A 16,076-nucleotide genomic window follows, 5' to 3' on the forward strand; every position below is an offset into this window, starting at 1 on the left:
CGTCACCCCTTCCCGTAGCGCTGGTCCGCGCGTTTGACGAACGAATCGACGAACGTGTTCGCGATATGGCTGAACACGGGCCCGATGATTTTCTCGAGCAGGATGCTCGAGAACTCGTAGTGCAGCGCGAATTCGATCTTGCACGCATCGGCGCGCAGCGGGATGAAGCGCCACGAGCCCGTGAACTTCTTGAACGGGCCGTCCGCGAATTCCATGTCGATCCGCGTCGGACGCTGCTGGATGTTGCGGGTCGCGAAATGCTGCTTGATACCCTTGAAGTTGATGTCGATGCGCGCTTCCATCCCGCTGTCGTCCTGACGGCGAATCTCGACGCCGCCGCACCAGGGCAGGAAATTGGGGTAGTCGGCCACGTCGGTGACGAGGTCGAACATCTGTTCCGCCGAATGGCGGATCAATACGGTTTTCTGGACATCTGCCATAAATCGCGCGGCATCGCTTGAGGTGGAAACGCCAAGCCGGGCGATTCCCGCCCCGCTTTGCTAAAATCGTGATTTTAAACGAGTTGGCCCGATCCTTTCATGAGCATCATCGACAACAGGAAAGCGCACTTCGATTATCACATCGAGGAACGCTACGAGGCGGGTCTCGTGCTCGAGGGCTGGGAAGTCAAGGCGCTGCGCGCCGGGCGCGGCCAGATCAAGGAAGGCTACGTCGTGGTGAAGAACGCCGAGATCTTCCTGATCGGCACCCACATCAGCCCGCTGCCCGAAGCCTCGACGCACATCAAGCCCGACCCGGTGCGCACGCGCAAGCTGCTGCTGCACCGCGAGGAAATCAAGAAGCTGATCGGCAAGGTCGAGCAGCGCGGCTACACGCTCGTGCCGCTGAACTTCCACTACAAGGGCGGCCGCGTGAAATGCGACATCGCGCTCGCGAAGGGCAAGAAGCTGCACGACAAGCGCGAAACCGAGAAGAAGCGCGACTGGGAACGCGAAAAGGCCCGCATCATGCGCGCCGGCACCTGATACGCCAGACCCGCATCGCAAACGACACGGCCCGCTCGACGCGGGCCGTGTTGCCTTGTGGCGTGCGATCGGTATGAGCGCCGGCAGGACCGACGGTCACCGTCCCCGATGAATCGCTGCTTCGCGCGGATGTCACGATGCAAACGGGATTGCACTTCCGTTGCGCGACGATTCGCCGCATGGCCGGCACATCGGCGGCACGTAGCCGTGCACATCTTCAGCACATGCTCGGCGCGACGCCGGCGCACAACCCGCGCACCCTGCTACCGCCGGCGCACGGACCACGCCCGTGCGTTCAGCCCTTCGCGCCCGCGGCCGGCGCCGCGTTCTTCACGATCGTCAGTGCCGACGCGATCGCGGTGCCGAGGTCCGACAGGTTCGCCGGCACGATCAGCGTGTTGCCCTGCTTCGCGAGATTCGAAAACGCGCCGACATACTGCTCGGCGACCTTCAGGTTCACCGCATCCATCCCGCCCTGCGACTGAATCGCGTTCGCGATCTTCTGGATCGCCTGCGCGTTTGCTTCGGCCACCGCGAGGATCGCGGCGGCCTCGCCCTGCGCCTGGTTGATCGCGGCCTGCCGCTCGCCCTCGGACTTCTGGATCGCCGCCTCGCGCGCACCGGACGCGAGGTTGATCTGCTCCTGCTTGCGGCCTTCGGACGCGGCGATCAGCGCGCGCTTTTCCCGCTCGGCGGTGATCTGCGCCTGCATCGCATGCAGGATCTCCTTCGGCGGCGTCAGATCCTTGATCTCGTAGCGCAGCACCTTCACACCCCAGTTCGCGGCGGCCTGGTCGAGCGCCGACACGATGTTGTGGTTGATGAAGTCGCGCTCCTCGAAGGTCTTGTCGAGCTCGAGCTTGCCGACCACCGAGCGCAGCGTCGTCTGTGCGAGCTGCGTGATCGCAAGCACGAAATTGCTCGACCCGTACGACGCCTTCATCGGATCGGTCACCTGGAAATACAGCACGCCGTCGACCTGCAGCTGCGTGTTGTCGCGCGTGATGCAGACCTGGCTCGGCACGTCGAGCGGAATTTCCTTCAGCACGTGCCGGTACGCGATCCGGTCGACGAACGGCAGCACGATGTTCAGGCCGGGCGACAGCGTCGCGTGATAGCGCCCGAAGCGTTCGAGCACCCATGCATGCTGCTGCGGCACGATCTTCACCGTCTTGGACACGATCACGATCGCGATGACGAACAGGACGCCCCAGATGATCAGCGAATCCATGAAGTATTTCCTCCTTGTTGTATCAGTGGACGATCAGCCCGCGGGCTTCGCGATGACGACGAGACAGTTGCCGCGCACGGCACTCACCTGATAGACGCGCGCGTCGCCGCGCTCGCCGGTCGCGAGTTCGACGTCCCAGTCGGCGCCGCGATACTGCACGCGCGCGCGGCCGTCGTGCCACGCGTCGACCGTGACGGTCGCGCCGATATCGAGATTGACGTCCGGATTCGTCGACGTGTCGCGCTTCTGCTTGCGTCCGAGCCCCGAACGACGCAGCACGATCATCGCGACGATCGCGACCGCGGCCGCCGCGCCGACCTGCACGTGCGGCGCGACACCGGCGAGCTGCAGCAGCCCGCCCGCGAGAAAGCCGAGCGCGATCATCAGCAGATAGAACGTGCCGGTCAGCAATTCGGCCACGACCAGCACGCCGACTCCGACCCACCAGAACAGATGCCCCGACATCATTGTGGTCTCCAGAAAAACGTCCCGCGATGCTCACTATATTCGCTGCGCGCGCAGCTGTGCGAAGCGGTCGGCACGCGAGCGATGGCCGCGAGTACCGACGAAAAAAAACACCCCGGTGCTTACCGGGGTGTTTATAGCACGAACCTTGCATTTTGCCTTCAACGAAAGCGCGGCGGACCGCCCTTTCGCCGAAGTTGCATGACCGATCGTTACTTGCGGTTGGCGAGCGCCTGCCACGTATCGATGATCGTGTCCGGGTTCAGCGAGATCGACACGATGCCTTCGTCGGTCAGCCATTGCGCGAAGTCCGGGTGATCGGACGGGCCCTGGCCGCAGATGCCGACGTACTTGCCCATCTTGCGGCAGGTGTCGATCGCACGCTTGAGCAGGAACTTGACGGCCGGGTCGCGTTCGTCGAAGTCGACGGCCAGCAGTTCCATGCCCGAGTCGCGATCGAGGCCGAGCGTGAGCTGCGTGAGGTCGTTCGAACCGATCGAGAAACCGTCGAAGTGCTCGAGGAACTCTTCGGCGAGGATCGCGTTGGTCGGGACTTCGCACATCATCACGAGACGCAGGCCATTCTCGCCGCGCTTCAGGCCGAACTTCTCGAGCAGGCCGACGACGCGCTCCGCCTGCTTCACGGTCCGCACGAACGGCACCATGATCTCGACGTTGGTCAGGCCCATCTCGTCGCGCACACGCTTCAGTGCACGGCATTCCATCTCGAACGCCTGCGCGAAGTCGTCGGCGATGTAGCGCGATGCGCCGCGGAAGCCCAGCATCGGGTTTTCCTCGTCCGGCTCGTAGCGCGAACCGCCGATCAGCTTCTTGTACTCGTTCGACTTGAAGTCGGACAGACGCACGATCACGGGCTTCGGATAGAACGCCGCGGCGATCGTCGCGACGCCTTCGGTCAGCTTGTCGACGTAGAACTGGCGCGGCGACGCGTGACCGCGCGCGACGCTCTCGACCGCCTTCTTCAGATCCTGGTCGATGTTCGGGTACTCGAGGATCGCCTTCGGGTGCACGCCGATGTTGTTGTTGATGATGAACTCGAGACGCGCGAGGCCCACACCGCCGTTCGGCAGTTGCGAGAAGTCGAACGCGAGCTGCGGGTTGCCGACGTTCATCATGATCTTGACCGGGATTTCCGGCAGTTCGCCGCGCTGCACTTCCGTGACTTCCGTCTCGAGCAGCCCGTCGTAGATCTTGCCTTCGTCGCCTTCCGCGCACGACACGGTGACGAGCGCGCCGTCCTTCAGGATGTCGGTCGCGTCGCCGCAGCCGACGACTGCCGGCACGCCGAGCTCACGCGCGATGATCGCCGCGTGGCACGTGCGGCCGCCGCGGTTCGTGACGATCGCCGATGCACGCTTCATCACCGGCTCCCAGTTCGGGTCGGTCATGTCGGCCACCAACACGTCGCCCGGCTGCACGCGTTCCATTTCCGACGGATCCTGGATCACGCGCACGGGGCCCGCGCCGATCTTCTGGCCGATCGCGCGGCCCGTCGCCAGCACCTGCGACTGACCCTTCAGCTTGAAGCGCTGCTCGGCCTTGCCGCTCGCCTGGCTCTTCACCGTTTCCGGACGCGCCTGCAGGATGAAGATCTTGCCGTCGCGGCCGTCCTTGCCCCACTCGATGTCCATCGGACGCTGGTAGTGCTTCTCGATGATGACCGCGTACTTCGCGAGCTCGATCACGTCTTCGTCGGTGATCGAATAGCGGTTGCGCTGCTCGTGCGGCACGTCGACCGTCTTCACGCGGCCCGGCTCGCCCGGCTGCGTGAATTCCATCTTGATCAGCTTCGAGCCGATCGAGCGGCGGATGATCGGGTACTTGTCCTGTGCGAGCGTCGTCTTGAACACATAGAACTCGTCCGGGTTCACGGCGCCCTGCACGACCGTTTCGCCGAGGCCGTAGCTCGACGTGATGAACACGGCGTCCTTGAAGCCCGATTCGGTGTCGATCGTGAACATCACGCCGGCCGCGCCGACGTCCGAGCGGACCATGCGCTGCACGCCGGCCGACAGTGCGACCTCGGCGTGCGTGAAGCCCTTGTGCACGCGGTATGAGATCGCGCGGTCGTTGTACAGCGACGCGAACACGTGCTTCATGCGGTCGAGCACGTCTTCGATGCCGACGACGTTCAGATACGACTCCTGCTGACCGGCGAACGATGCATCGGGCAGATCTTCCGCGGTCGCGGACGAACGCACGGCGAACGACAGCTCGCTCGGCGAGCCGCTCTTCAGGATTTCGAACTGTGCGCGGATTTCCTGCTCGAGGCGTGCCTGCAGCGGCGCGTCGACGATCCATTTACGGATTTCGGCACCGGCTTCGGCGAGCGCCTTCACGTCGTCGATGTCGAGCGACTCGAGACGCTTGGCGATGCGATCGGTCAGATCGTTGTGCTTCAGGAAATCGCGGAATGCGAGCGCGGTCGTGGCGAAACCGGTGGGTACGCGAACGCCTGCCTCGGAAAGCTGGCTGATCATCTCGCCGAGCGACGCATTCTTGCCGCCCACGATCTCCACATCGGTCATCCGCAACTGCTCGAACGGGATTACATACGCCTGGTCCTTTGCGACGTTTGCTGCGTTAGTCATACAAGCCCCTAAGTGTGAAAAAAATGCTCGATTGCGCAAGTGGGCTTGGACGCGGGCGCTTGCAAAAAGGCGCGGCGCGTCTTGCGCAACCTGTTGGAGAAACAATCGCAGCGGCGAAAAACCTTCCGACCCGATTTGCAAAAAACCCGGCAGAAGGGCGATATATTCAGACGAATCGCCGAACTTGCCGGGAGTTTTCGTTCAATGGCGACAAGCCGAAGGTGCCGTCGGCACCGTGCCCCCGCAATTGCTTATCCAACAGGTTGCCGCTATTCTACCGTGCCGGCTGCCGGATGTGGCGCGACCTTGTCACTGCGTGTGGAGGCGAACCTCCAGCGGTCCGCGCAACCGCCCTTCACGTTCGACGCCCAGATTCATGCTGCCTACCGTTTTCATCGTCTCCGACGGCACCGGGATCACTGCCGAAACCTTCGCGCACTCGATCCTCTCCCAGTTCGACCAGAAATTCCGCCTCGTGCGCGTGCCGTTCGTCGACTCGCTCGACAAGGCCTTCGCGACGGTCGAGAAGATCAACGAGGCAGCCGTGCACGACGGCCGCCGCGCGATCGTGTTCACGACGCTCGTCGACAGCGAGTCGAACGACATCGTCAAGCGCTCGAACGCGCTCGTGCTCGACATGTTCCAGCGCTTCGTCGAGCCGCTCGAGCAGGAACTGGAACTGAAGTCGAGCCACGCGATGGGCCGCGGCCACCAGAACGCCGATACCGAGGAATACAAGACGCGGATCGAGGCGATCAACTTCTCGCTCGCGCACGACGACGGCCAGTCGAACCGCAACCTGTCGGAAGCCGACGTGATCCTGGTCGGCGTGTCGCGCAGCGGCAAGACGCCGACGAGCCTGTATCTCGCGATGCAGTACGGCGTGAAGGCAGCAAACTATCCGCTGATTCCGGAAGACTTCGAGCGCGGCAAGCTGCCGTCGGCGCTGTCGCCGTACAGCGAGAAGCTGTTCGGGCTGTCGATCGACCCGCAGCGTCTGTCCGAGATCCGCAACGAGCGCCGCCCCGGCAGCAAGTACGCGGCGCCGGAGAACTGCCGCTACGAGATCAACGAAGCCGAGGCGATGATGCGCCGCGAAGGGATCAAGTGGCTGTCGTCGACGCACAAGTCGATCGAGGAGATCGCGACGACGATCCTGCAGGAAATCCGCCTCGACCGGCAGTCGTACTGACGCGTCGCCCGCCGGCGCGGCCGCGAGGCCGCCGCCCACAGCAACAAGGCCGCGTCGAACGCGGCCTTTTTCATGGTACGGGAACATCGGCGCACAACGCAGTGCGCGCGCCGTCACGTCACGCGCGCCGCTGCTGCCGCACCTGCTCGAACAGGCACACCGCCGCCGCGGCCGCGACGTTCAGCGATTCCATGCCGCCCGGTTGCGGGATCGTCACGCGGTGCGTCGCCGCATCGCGCCAGAACGCCGACACGCCGGCGCCCTCGTTGCCGAACACCCACGCGACCGGCCCGCCCAGGTCGCAATCGTAGACGGCCTGCGCGCCGTGCGAATCGGTCAGCGCGACCGGCACGTCGAGACGTTCGGCGAGCGCGTCCGGTTCGACGTCTTCGTGGATCGACAACAGGAAATGCGCGCCCATCCCCGAACGCAGCACCTTCGACGACCATGCATACGCAGTGCCGGGCGCGCAGAACACGTGCCGCACGCCGGCCGCCGCCGCGCTGCGCAGGATCGAACCGACGTTGCCGGCATCCTGCACGCCGTCGAGCACGACCGACGTGTGCGTGACGCGCTCGGGCAGCGGCTGCGCGGGCCGGTCGACGAGCAGCAGGAAACCGACGCCGCTGACCACGTTCGACAGTTGCCCGAACAAGGCGTCGGGCAACGTGACGACCCGCTGCGCGTCGATGCGCGCGACGATCGCCTGCGCTTCGGGATGCGCGAGCGCGCCTTCGGTCGCGACGCACAGCTCGGGCGTGGCGCCCGTGTCGAGATACGCGCTGGCGAGATGGAAACCTTCGAGCAGTGCGTGGCCGCCGCGGCGCTGCTGAGACGTCGAGCCCGCGAGCGCCTTCAGGCGTTTGTACAGCGGGTTGTCGCGGGAAGTGATGCTCTTCATCGAATCAGGTCAAGTGCCGCGCGCACGGGCGCGAACGAGCGCCGATGCGCTTCGCACGGGCCGTGCTCGCGCAGCGCGGCAAGATGTTTCTCGGTGCCGTAGCCCGCGTGCACGTTGAAGCCGTACACCGGGTAGCGTTCGTGCAGTTCGACGAGCATCCGGTCGCGCGTGACCTTCGCGAGAATCGACGCGGCCGAAATGCTCGGCACCAGCGCGTCGCCGCTGACGATCGCCTCGGCGCGCACCGTCAGCGTCGGGCAGCGGTTGCCGTCGATCTGCGCGAGCGTCGGCACGACCGACAGGCCCTCGACCGCGCGCTTCATCGCGAGCATCGTCGCGTGCAGGATGTTCAGCGTGTCGATCTCGTCGACGCTGGCCGACGCGACGCAATACGCACGCGAGCGCGCGACGATCAGCTCGTACAGTGCATCGCGCTTTTTCGCGGACAGCGCCTTCGAATCGTCGAGCCCGTCGATCGGCTGCGCGGGATCGAGAATCACCGCGGCGGCCACGACCGGCCCCGCGAGCGGGCCGCGGCCCGCTTCGTCGACGCCGCACACGATCTCGTCGGGCCGGGTGAAGTCGAAACCGCCCTGCACGTCGTCGGACGCGCGGCGGCGCGGAGCACGCGCTATCGTCATGCGCGCCCCTTGCGTTGCTCGATCACGCGCACGACGGCCTCGGCCGCTTTCGCGGCCGTGTTCTGCCGCAGCGACACGTGCATTTCGGTGAAGACTTCGGTCAGCGTGCGGCGGTTCGCGTCGTCGCGCAGCTGCGTGAGCGTCGCATCGGCGAGCGCCTCGGGCGTCGCGAAATGCTGCAGCAGCTCGGGCACGACGAAACGCCCGGCCAGGATGTTCGGCAAGCCGACGTACGGCAGATAACCCTGCCGGCGCATGATCTGTCCGGTCAGCCAGGGCACCTTGTACGAGATCACCATCGGCTTCTTCAGCAGCGCCGCTTCCAGCGTGACGGTGCCGCTCTTCACGAGGATCGCGTCGGCGGCCGTCATCGCGACCTGCGAACGGCCGTCGGTAATCGTCAGCGCGAGCTGCGGATGCGCGTCGACGAGCGGCTGCAGCAGCTCGCGCAGCGCGGGCGTCGCCGCCGGCATCACGAACCGCACGCCGGGCTCGCGCTGCTGCATCAGCGCCATCGCCGCGAAGAACGTCGGGCCGATCAGGCCGATCTCCGAGCGCCGGCTGCCCGGCAGCACCGCGATCACCGGGCCGTCGGCCGGCAGCCCGAGCGCGATGCGCGCGCCGTGCGTGTCGGGCTCGAGCGGAATCTCGTCGGCGAGCGGATGACCGACATACGTCGACGCGACGCCGGCCTTGTCGAGAATCGCCGGTTCGAACGGAAACAGGCACAGCATGTGGTCGACCGACTTCGCGATCTTCTTGATCCGCCCGCCGCGCCACGCCCAGATCGACGGACACACGAAGTGGATCGACGGGATGCCCGCGTCGCGCGCGGCCTGTTCGACGCTGAAGTTGAAGTCGGGTGCGTCGACGCCGATGAACGCGTCCGGCCGCTCCGCGAGCAGCTGCCGCTTCAGTTCACCGCGAATCCGCAGGATCTCGGGAATCTGCCCCAGTGCCTCGACGTAGCCGCGCACCGTCAGCTTGTCCATCTGCCAGTGCGAGTCGAAGCCGTGCGCGAGCATCCGCTGCCCGCCGATCCCGTAGTACCGGGTCGACGCGGGCAGCCGCTCCTGAAGCCCGCCGAGCAGCGATGCCGCGAGCAGATCGCCCGACGGCTCGCCGGCCACCATTGCGAGCCGGAGCTGATTGGTCGGGAGCGACATCGCTTAGCGGATGATGCCGCGTTGGGACGCGTCGACGAACTCGACGAGCGCGGTCACCGCCGCGTCGCCCTCGCCGCCCGCGGCCGCCAGTTCGCGCAACTGCACCTTCGCTTCCTCGAGCGACAGGCCGTTCTTGTACAGCAGCCGGTACGCGCTGCGCAGCGCGGAGATCGCGTCGGGCGAGAAACCGCGCCGGCGCAGGCCTTCGACGTTGATGCCGTGCGGCTCCGCCTTGTTGCCGGCCGCGATCACGAACGGCGGCACGTCCTGCACGAGTGCCGACGCGCCGCCCAGCATCGAGTGCGCGCCGATGCGCACGAACTGGTGCACGCCGGACATCCCGCCGATGATCGCGAAGTCGCCGATCTCGACGTGACCGGCCATCTGCGCGTTGCTCGACAGGATCACGTTGTTGCCGACGCGGCAGTCATGGCCGATGTGCACGTAGGCCATGATCCAGTTGTCGTCGCCGAGCGTCGTCACGCCGACGTCCTGCACCGTGCCGGTGTGGATCGTCGTGAATTCGCGGATCGTGTTGCGGTTGCCGATCACGAGCTTCGTCGGCTCGTCCTTGTACTTCATGTCCTGCGGACGGCCGCCGACCGACGCGTAATGGCCGATGCGGTTGTCCTCGCCGAGCGTCGTGTGACCTTCGATCACGCTGTGCGAGCCGATCGTCGTGCGCGCGCCGATCGTGACGTGCGGCCCGACGATCGCGTACGGCCCGATCTCGACGGACTCGTCGATCTGCGCGCCCGGTTCGACAATCGCGGTGGGATGAATCCTGGTCATGCGCCGTTGCCTCTCGATGTGATGTGTCGCGTTGCTCGCGTTGCGTTACTCATGCGTGCCGCGTCGCTCAGGGCGCCGCGTCGGCCGTCTTGACCGTGCACATCAGCTCGGCTTCCGCCGCGACCTTGCCGTCCACTTCCGCCACCGCCTTGAACTTCCAGATACCGCGAATGTAGCGTTCGAACGTCACGTTCAGAATCAGTTGATCGCCCGGTTCGACCACGCGCTTGAAGCGCGCGCCGTCGATGCCGACGAAGTAGTACAGTGTGTTTTCCGGATCCTTCGGCTGCTCTTCCGCGAACGTCAGCAGCGCGGCCGCCTGCGCGAGCGCTTCAAGAATCAGCACGCCCGGCATCACCGGCCGCTTCGGGAAATGCCCCTGGAAGAACGGCTCGTTGATCGACACGTTCTTCAGCGCTTTGATCCCCTTGTGCGGCTCGAGTTCGAGCACGCGATCGACGAGCAGAATCGGATAGCGATGCGGCAGCAGCGTGAGGATCTTGTGGATGTCGAGATTGATTTTTTCAGTGCTCATGATGGTTCGTCTCACGCAGAGGCTGCGCGGTGGTGATGCAAAGGCTGAAGCGGGCCGCCGCGCGGCCCAGTCTGGCGAACCGGGCCGGTTGCGCTGGCCGTGCCCGATTCGTGGTCTCGCATGGTGTCGGTCAGGCGTCCGTGCCGCCCTGGGCGGCCAGCGCGGTTTCGAGCGCCTTGATGCGGTCGCGCAGCTTGTCGAGGTTGCGCACGAGCGCGGCGCTCCTGTTCCATTCGCCGTGGTCGACGGCCGGGAATGCGCTCGTGTAGATGCCGGCCTTCGGCAGCGACTTCGACACGCCCGACTTCGCGGTGATGATCACGTAGTCGCCGAGCGTCACGTGGCCGGCGATGCCCGCCGCGCCGCCGATCATGCAGTGGCGGCCGATCGTCGTGCTGCCCGCGATGCCCGCGCTGCCGGCGATCACCGTATAGGCGCCGATCCGGCAGTTGTGGCCGATCTGGACCTGGTTGTCGATCTTCACGCATTCCTCGATGACGGTGTCCGCCATCGCGCCGCGATCGATCGTCGTGTTCGCGCCGATCTCGACGTCCGGGCCGACGGTCACGCCGCCGACCTGCGGGATCTTGACCCAGCTGCCGGTGCGCGCGTCGCCGTCGCCGACGAAATCCGGCGCGAAGCCGAAACCGTCGGAGCCGATCACGGCACCCGAGTGGATGATCGCGCGCGGCCCGATCTTGCAGCCGTGGTACACCGATGCGTTCGGATAGATGTGCGAGCCCGCGCCGATCGTCGTGCCGCGGCCGACGAACACGTTCGCGTCGAGCTGCACGCCGTCCTCGATCACCGCGCCGGCCTCGACCGTCACATGCGGACCGATCACCGCGGTCGCGGCGACCTGCGCGGCCGGATCGATCGTCGCGCTCGGATGCACGCCGGCCGCGCGCGGCGGCGTGGCGAGATCGATGAACATTTGTGCGACGCGCGCGAAGTACGCGTACGGATTCGGCGTGACAATGAAATTGCCGGGGCCTGCCGACCCGCCATTGGCGGCCGCACGCAGCTTTTCGAGATCCTTCGGCGCGATCAGCACCGCGCCGGCGCGGGTCGTCTCGACCTGCGACAGGTACTTCGGGTTCGCGAGAAACGCGAGTTGCTGAGGGCCTGCCTGGTCGAGCGGCGCGAGGCCGCTGACCGTGCACTGGGCGTCGCCGGCGATCTCGCCGCCGAACCGCTTTACGAGTGCCTCGAGCGTCAATGCCATTCGTCGTCTGCTCCGTTCAGTTCGTCGAGCCGGACGCGAGCGCCTTGAGCACCTTGTCGGTGATGTCGATGCGCGGGCTGACGTACACGGCTTCCTGCACGATCAGGTCGTAATTCTGCTGCTCGGCGATCTGCTTGATGACCTTGTTCGCGCGCTCCAGCACCGCCGCGAGCTCCTCGTTGCGGCGCTGGTTCAGGTCTTCGCGAAACTCGCGCTGCTTGCGCTGGAAGTCGGTATCGAGCTGCGCGAGATCGCGCTGCTTCTGCGCGCGATCGGCCGCCGACAACGACGCACCGTTCTTGTCCAGCGAGTCGGACATCGACTTCAGGCGCGCCGCGAGGTCCTGCAGATCCTTGTCGCGCTTCGCGAACTCGGCTTCGAGCTTCGTCTGCGCCGCCTTGGCAGGCGCGGACTCGCGCAGGATCCGATCCGAATTGACCGCCGCGATGCGGGCGACGTCCTGAGCGTGTGCCGTCGCCGCGCCCAAGGCCAGCGCAACGGTCAGCGCACACATCACTCGTTTCGAAAACTTACCGGTTAGCAAAATTACCCTCTCGTTGCTGTTGTCATGCGTTCGATCAGAACGCCGTCCCGATCTGGAACTGGAATTTCTGGTACTGGTCGCCTTCGTGCTTCTGCAGCGGGAAGCCGAGGCTCAGCTTCAGCGGGCCGATCGGCGAGATCCACGCGAGACCCACACCGTAGCCGTAGCGCAGGCCGTTCGCGCCGGTACTCGTGCCGCCCGGCGCGTTGCCCCACACGTTACCGCCGTCGAGGAACGTGAACACGCGCAGCGTGCGGTCGTAGCCGGTGCCCGGCAGCGGGAACGTCAGCTCGATGTTGCCGACCACCATCTTCGAACCGCCGATCGGGTCGTTCGTCTTCGTGTCGCGCGGGCCCAGCGAGCTCGGCTCGTAGCCACGCACGGAGCCGATACCGCCCGCGTAGTAGTTCTTGAAGATCGGGTACGGGTTGCCGATACCGTTACCGTAGCCGCCCTGCAGATTCAGGCCCAGAATGAAGCCGCGCGAGAACGAATAGTAGTACTGCGCCTGCAGGTCGGCCTTGTAGTACTGGATCTTGCCGACCGGCACGCCGTACTCGACGTTCGCCTGCGTGAAGTAGCCGCGGCTCGGGATCAGCGCGCTGTCACGCGCGTCGCGCGACCACGCGACGGTCAGCGGCACCGTGTTCGACACGCGGCCGAACTCGTTCACGTAATCCTGGTAGCTCTGCGGCGTGTTCGAGTCGACGTCGAGGCGGTTCTGCTCGAAGCCCGCGCCGAAATACACGGTGTCGACTTCCGAGAACGGAATGCCGAACTTCAGGTTGCCGCCCGCGCTGATGATCCGGAAGCTCGAGCTGGTCGAGTAGTAGAGCGGCTGGTACGTGCGGTAGTACACGTCGGTGATCCGCTTGATGCCGTCGACCGTGAAGTACGGGTCGACCTGCGTGACGGTCAGCGTGCGGTAGCTCTTCGCGGTGTTCACGTTCACCGACAGGCTCGTGCCGGAGCCGAACACGTTGTCCTGCGACACACCGGCCGACAGCACGACCTTGTCCGTCGACGAGAAGCCCGCGCCGAGCGTGATCGCGCCGGTCGGCTTTTCGTCGACCTTCACGTTCACGTCGACCTGGTCGTTCGTGCCTTCGACCGGCACCGTCGTCACGTCGACGTTGGTGAAGTAGCCGAGACGGTTCACGCGGTCCTTCGACAGCGCGAGGCGGTTCGAATCGAACCACGAGCTTTCGAGCTGGCGCATTTCGCGGCGCACGACTTCGTCGCGCGTGCGCGTGTTGCCGACCACGTTGATGCGGCGCACGTACACGCGGCGGCTCGGATCGACGACGAGGTTCAGGTTCACCTTGTGGTTCGCCTGGTCGATGTCCGGCTGAGCGTTGACGGTCGCGAATGCGTAGCCGTATTCGCCGAGCTTGTCGACGATCGACTTCGTCGTCTGCTGCAGCTTTTCGGCCGAGAAGCGATCGCCCGGCTTGATCTTGATCAGCTTGTTCAGTTCGGCTTCGCGATCGAGCAGGTTGCCCGACAGCTTGATGCCCGACACCGTGTACGGCTCGCCTTCGTGCAGCGTGACCGTCAGGTACATGTCCTTCTTGTCCGGCGAGATCGACACCTGGGTCGACTCGATGTTGAACTCGAGGTAGCCGCGGTTCAGGTAGTACGAGCGTACGGCCTCGAGGTCGCCCGTCAGCTTTTCCTTCGAGTACAGGTCGTTCTTCGTGTACCAGGAGAACCAGTTCGGCGTCGACAGCTGCATCTCGTCGCGCAGCGTGCTGGTGCTGAACGCCTTGTTGCCGATGAAGTTGATCTGGCGGATCTTCGCGCTCGGGCCTTCGGCGACCGCGAACAGGATCGACACGCGGTTCGCGTCGACCGGCGTGATCGTCGTCTTGACCTCGGCCGCGTAGAAGCCGCGCGTCAGGTACTGACGCTTGAGCTCCTGCTCCGCCTTGTCGACGAGCGCCTTGTCGTAGTAGCGGCCGTCGGCCAGACCCACCGCGCGCAGCGCCTTCGTCAGGTTGTCCTTGTCGAATTCCTTCGTGCCGGTGAAGTCGATCGACGCGATGGCCGGACGCTCCTGCACCTGCACGATCACGACGTTGCCCTGGGTGGCGATGCGCACGTCGTTGAAGAAGCCCGTCGCGTACAGCGCGCGGATCGCTTCGGATGCCTTGTCGTCGGTGAAGGTATCGCCCTGCTTGATCGGCAGGTACGCGAACACCGAACCCGCTTCGACGCGCTGCAACCCCTCGATCTTGATGTCTTGCACCACGAACGGTGCCGCTGCATGCGCCGCGAGGCCGTGCGCGGCGAGCGCGGCCGCTGCAACTGTCTTAGGTACAAAGCGATGAGGTTTGAACAACGTGCATCCCCAATATTTAGCTGCATCAAATCAGGCGGCGGCCGACCGGCCGCCGCCTGACGCTTCAGAAATGGATTAACCGAGCCAGGTCGTTGAACAGCGCGATCGCCGACAACGCGACGATGCAGATCAACCCGGCTCTTTGCAGAATCAGCTGCCAGCGCTCCGAGACGGCTTTCCCGGTCGCGGCTTCAACCAGATAATATAACAGATGCCCCCCGTCCAAAACGGGAATCGGCAGCAAGTTCAGCACCCCGAGGCTAATGCTGACAAGGGCGAGGAACGACAGGAAGGCCGACGGACCGAGCCGCGCGCTCTTGCCTGCGTAGTCGGCGATCGTCACCGGGCCGGACAGGTTCTTCAGCGACGCATTGCCCGTGATCATCCGGCCGAACATCCTCAGCGAATACACGGCGATGTCCCACGTGCGGTGCGCGCCGAGCCGCAGGCTCTCGAGCGGCCCGTAGCGCACGTCGACCGACGGCGTGTGCATCGACAGCGCCGCGCCGATCCGGCCGATCTGCTGCCCCGTCTCGTCGTCGCGCTGCGCCTGCGGCACGATCTTCACGGTTTGCGTCGCGCCGCCGCGCTCGACCTGCAGATCGACTGCCTCGCCCGCGTGGTGCTTCACCGTGTCGATGAAGCGCGACGCGCCGCCGATCGGCTTGCCGTCGAGCGTGAGCAGCTTGTCGCCGGCCTTCAGGCCTGCCTGCTCGGCCGCGCTCCCCGGCTGCACCGACGCGACCGACAACGTGCCGCCGCCGGTCTCGAAACCGAGGTGCATCATGAAATCGTCGTCGAGCTGGCTTTCGGGAACATTGCGCAGGTCGACGCGGAAGTCGAACGTCGACGCACCGCCGTCGCGCGCGCCGAGCACGACCTCGCGATGATCGAACGCGGCGGACAGCAGCTTCCAGCGCAGGTCCGACCACGAGCGCACCGGCACGGCGTCGCCGCCGTCGGCATCGCGGATCGACACGACCGTCTCGCTGCCGTCGAAGCCCGCGCGAGCCGCCACCGTGCCGGCGGCCGGCGGCGCGAGCACCGCGGCCGGCTCGGTCACGCCGGTCGCGAATACGACGGAAAACAGGACGATTGCCAACAGGAAGTTCGCGATCGGGCCCGCGGCGACGATCGCGATGCGCTTGAACACCGATTGCCGGTTGAACGCCTGGCCGAGCTCCTCGGGCTTCACGCCCGGCCCCGGCTCGCGCTCGTCGAGCATCTTCACGTACCCGCCGAGCGGCAGCGCGGAAAGCGTCCATTCGGTGCCGGTCCGGCGGCTGACCCAGCGCGCGACGGGCTGGCCGAAACCGATCGAGAAACGCAGCACCTTCACGCCGCACCAGCGCGCGACGCGATAATGTCCGTACTCATGCACGACGACCAGCACCCCGATCGCCACCGCAAACGCGATCAGTTCGACCAGCACGTTCATGAGCACC

15 protein-coding genes are annotated in these 16,076 nt (G+C 65.6%); 2 read left to right on the plus strand and 13 right to left on the minus strand.

Annotated features, from left to right (window positions below; translation table 11 throughout):
* Positions 1-2: 2 nt before the first annotated feature.
* Entirely contained in the window at positions 3-440 is a 438-nt protein-coding gene (locus Q3A80_RS01010; RefSeq protein WP_040144470.1) for a type II toxin-antitoxin system RatA family toxin, read from the minus strand.
* Positions 441-539: 99 nt separating this feature from the next.
* Between Q3A80_RS01010 and smpB the strand changes: the two genes are divergently transcribed.
* Positions 540-986, plus strand: coding sequence for an SsrA-binding protein SmpB (gene smpB, locus Q3A80_RS01015; protein ID WP_006478511.1), 447 nt, complete (start codon positions 540-542; stop codon positions 984-986).
* 295 nt (positions 987-1,281) lie between these two features.
* Here smpB and Q3A80_RS01020 read toward each other — a convergent pair whose 3' ends face one another.
* The 3 genes from Q3A80_RS01020 to ppsA form a co-directional block, all read right to left on the minus strand.
* On the minus strand, positions 1,282-2,217 hold the full coding sequence (locus Q3A80_RS01020; RefSeq protein WP_446327277.1) for an SPFH domain-containing protein: 936 nt from the start codon (positions 2,215-2,217) through the stop codon (positions 1,282-1,284).
* A 33-nt stretch (positions 2,218-2,250) separates the two neighbouring features.
* Entirely contained in the window at positions 2,251-2,685 is a 435-nt protein-coding gene (locus Q3A80_RS01025) for an NfeD family protein (RefSeq protein WP_446327278.1), read from the minus strand.
* A 209-nt stretch (positions 2,686-2,894) separates the two neighbouring features.
* Complete coding sequence (gene ppsA, locus Q3A80_RS01030; RefSeq protein WP_446327279.1) at positions 2,895-5,294, minus strand: phosphoenolpyruvate synthase; 2,400 nt, start codon at positions 5,292-5,294, stop codon at positions 2,895-2,897.
* 376 nt (positions 5,295-5,670) lie between these two features.
* Between ppsA and ppsR the strand changes: the two genes are divergently transcribed.
* Positions 5,671-6,486 (plus strand): posphoenolpyruvate synthetase regulatory kinase/phosphorylase PpsR, encoded by an 816-nt coding sequence (gene ppsR / locus Q3A80_RS01035; protein WP_446327280.1) that lies wholly within the window; start codon positions 5,671-5,673, stop codon positions 6,484-6,486.
* A gap of 118 nt (positions 6,487-6,604) precedes the next feature.
* Here ppsR and Q3A80_RS01040 read toward each other — a convergent pair whose 3' ends face one another.
* The 9 genes from Q3A80_RS01040 to rseP form a co-directional block, all read right to left on the minus strand.
* Positions 6,605-7,387, minus strand: a complete 783-nt coding sequence (locus tag Q3A80_RS01040) for a TrmH family RNA methyltransferase (protein ID WP_446327281.1) — start codon at positions 7,385-7,387, stop codon at positions 6,605-6,607.
* Positions 7,384-8,028 carry a ribonuclease HII gene (gene rnhB, locus Q3A80_RS01045; RefSeq protein ID WP_446327282.1) on the minus strand — a complete coding sequence of 215 codons (645 nt, stop codon included), beginning with the start codon at positions 8,026-8,028 and terminating at the stop codon, positions 7,384-7,386. Before rnhB ends, Q3A80_RS01040 begins: the two co-directional genes overlap by 4 nt.
* On the minus strand, positions 8,025-9,194 hold the full coding sequence (gene lpxB, locus Q3A80_RS01050; RefSeq protein ID WP_446327283.1) for a lipid-A-disaccharide synthase: 1,170 nt from the start codon (positions 9,192-9,194) through the stop codon (positions 8,025-8,027). Before lpxB ends, rnhB begins: the two co-directional genes overlap by 4 nt.
* 3 nt (positions 9,195-9,197) lie before the next feature.
* On the minus strand, positions 9,198-9,986 hold the full coding sequence (gene lpxA, locus Q3A80_RS01055) for an acyl-ACP--UDP-N-acetylglucosamine O-acyltransferase (RefSeq protein ID WP_446327284.1): 789 nt from the start codon (positions 9,984-9,986) through the stop codon (positions 9,198-9,200).
* A gap of 67 nt (positions 9,987-10,053) precedes the next feature.
* Positions 10,054-10,521, minus strand: a complete 468-nt coding sequence (gene fabZ / locus Q3A80_RS01060; RefSeq protein ID WP_006495559.1) for a 3-hydroxyacyl-ACP dehydratase FabZ — start codon at positions 10,519-10,521, stop codon at positions 10,054-10,056.
* Positions 10,522-10,651: 130 nt separating this feature from the next.
* The gene (gene lpxD / locus Q3A80_RS01065) at positions 10,652-11,746 is read right to left on the minus strand and encodes a UDP-3-O-(3-hydroxymyristoyl)glucosamine N-acyltransferase (RefSeq protein ID WP_446327285.1); all 1,095 of its coding nucleotides are present in this window, start codon (positions 11,744-11,746) and stop codon (positions 10,652-10,654) included.
* 16 nt (positions 11,747-11,762) lie between these two features.
* Positions 11,763-12,260 carry an OmpH family outer membrane protein gene (locus Q3A80_RS01070; RefSeq protein WP_040144479.1) on the minus strand — a complete coding sequence of 166 codons (498 nt, stop codon included), beginning with the start codon at positions 12,258-12,260 and terminating at the stop codon, positions 11,763-11,765.
* Between the two features lie 64 nt (positions 12,261-12,324).
* Positions 12,325-14,631: an outer membrane protein assembly factor BamA gene (bamA, locus tag Q3A80_RS01075; protein ID WP_044843770.1), complete on the minus strand. Its 2,307-nt coding sequence runs from the start codon at positions 14,629-14,631 to the stop codon at positions 12,325-12,327.
* A gap of 64 nt (positions 14,632-14,695) precedes the next feature.
* Positions 14,696-16,069, minus strand: coding sequence for an RIP metalloprotease RseP (gene rseP, locus Q3A80_RS01080; protein ID WP_446327286.1), 1,374 nt, complete (start codon positions 16,067-16,069; stop codon positions 14,696-14,698).
* Between the last annotated feature and the right edge of the window lie 7 nt (positions 16,070-16,076).

It is taken from the genome of Burkholderia sp. SR8 (genome assembly GCF_052851275.1).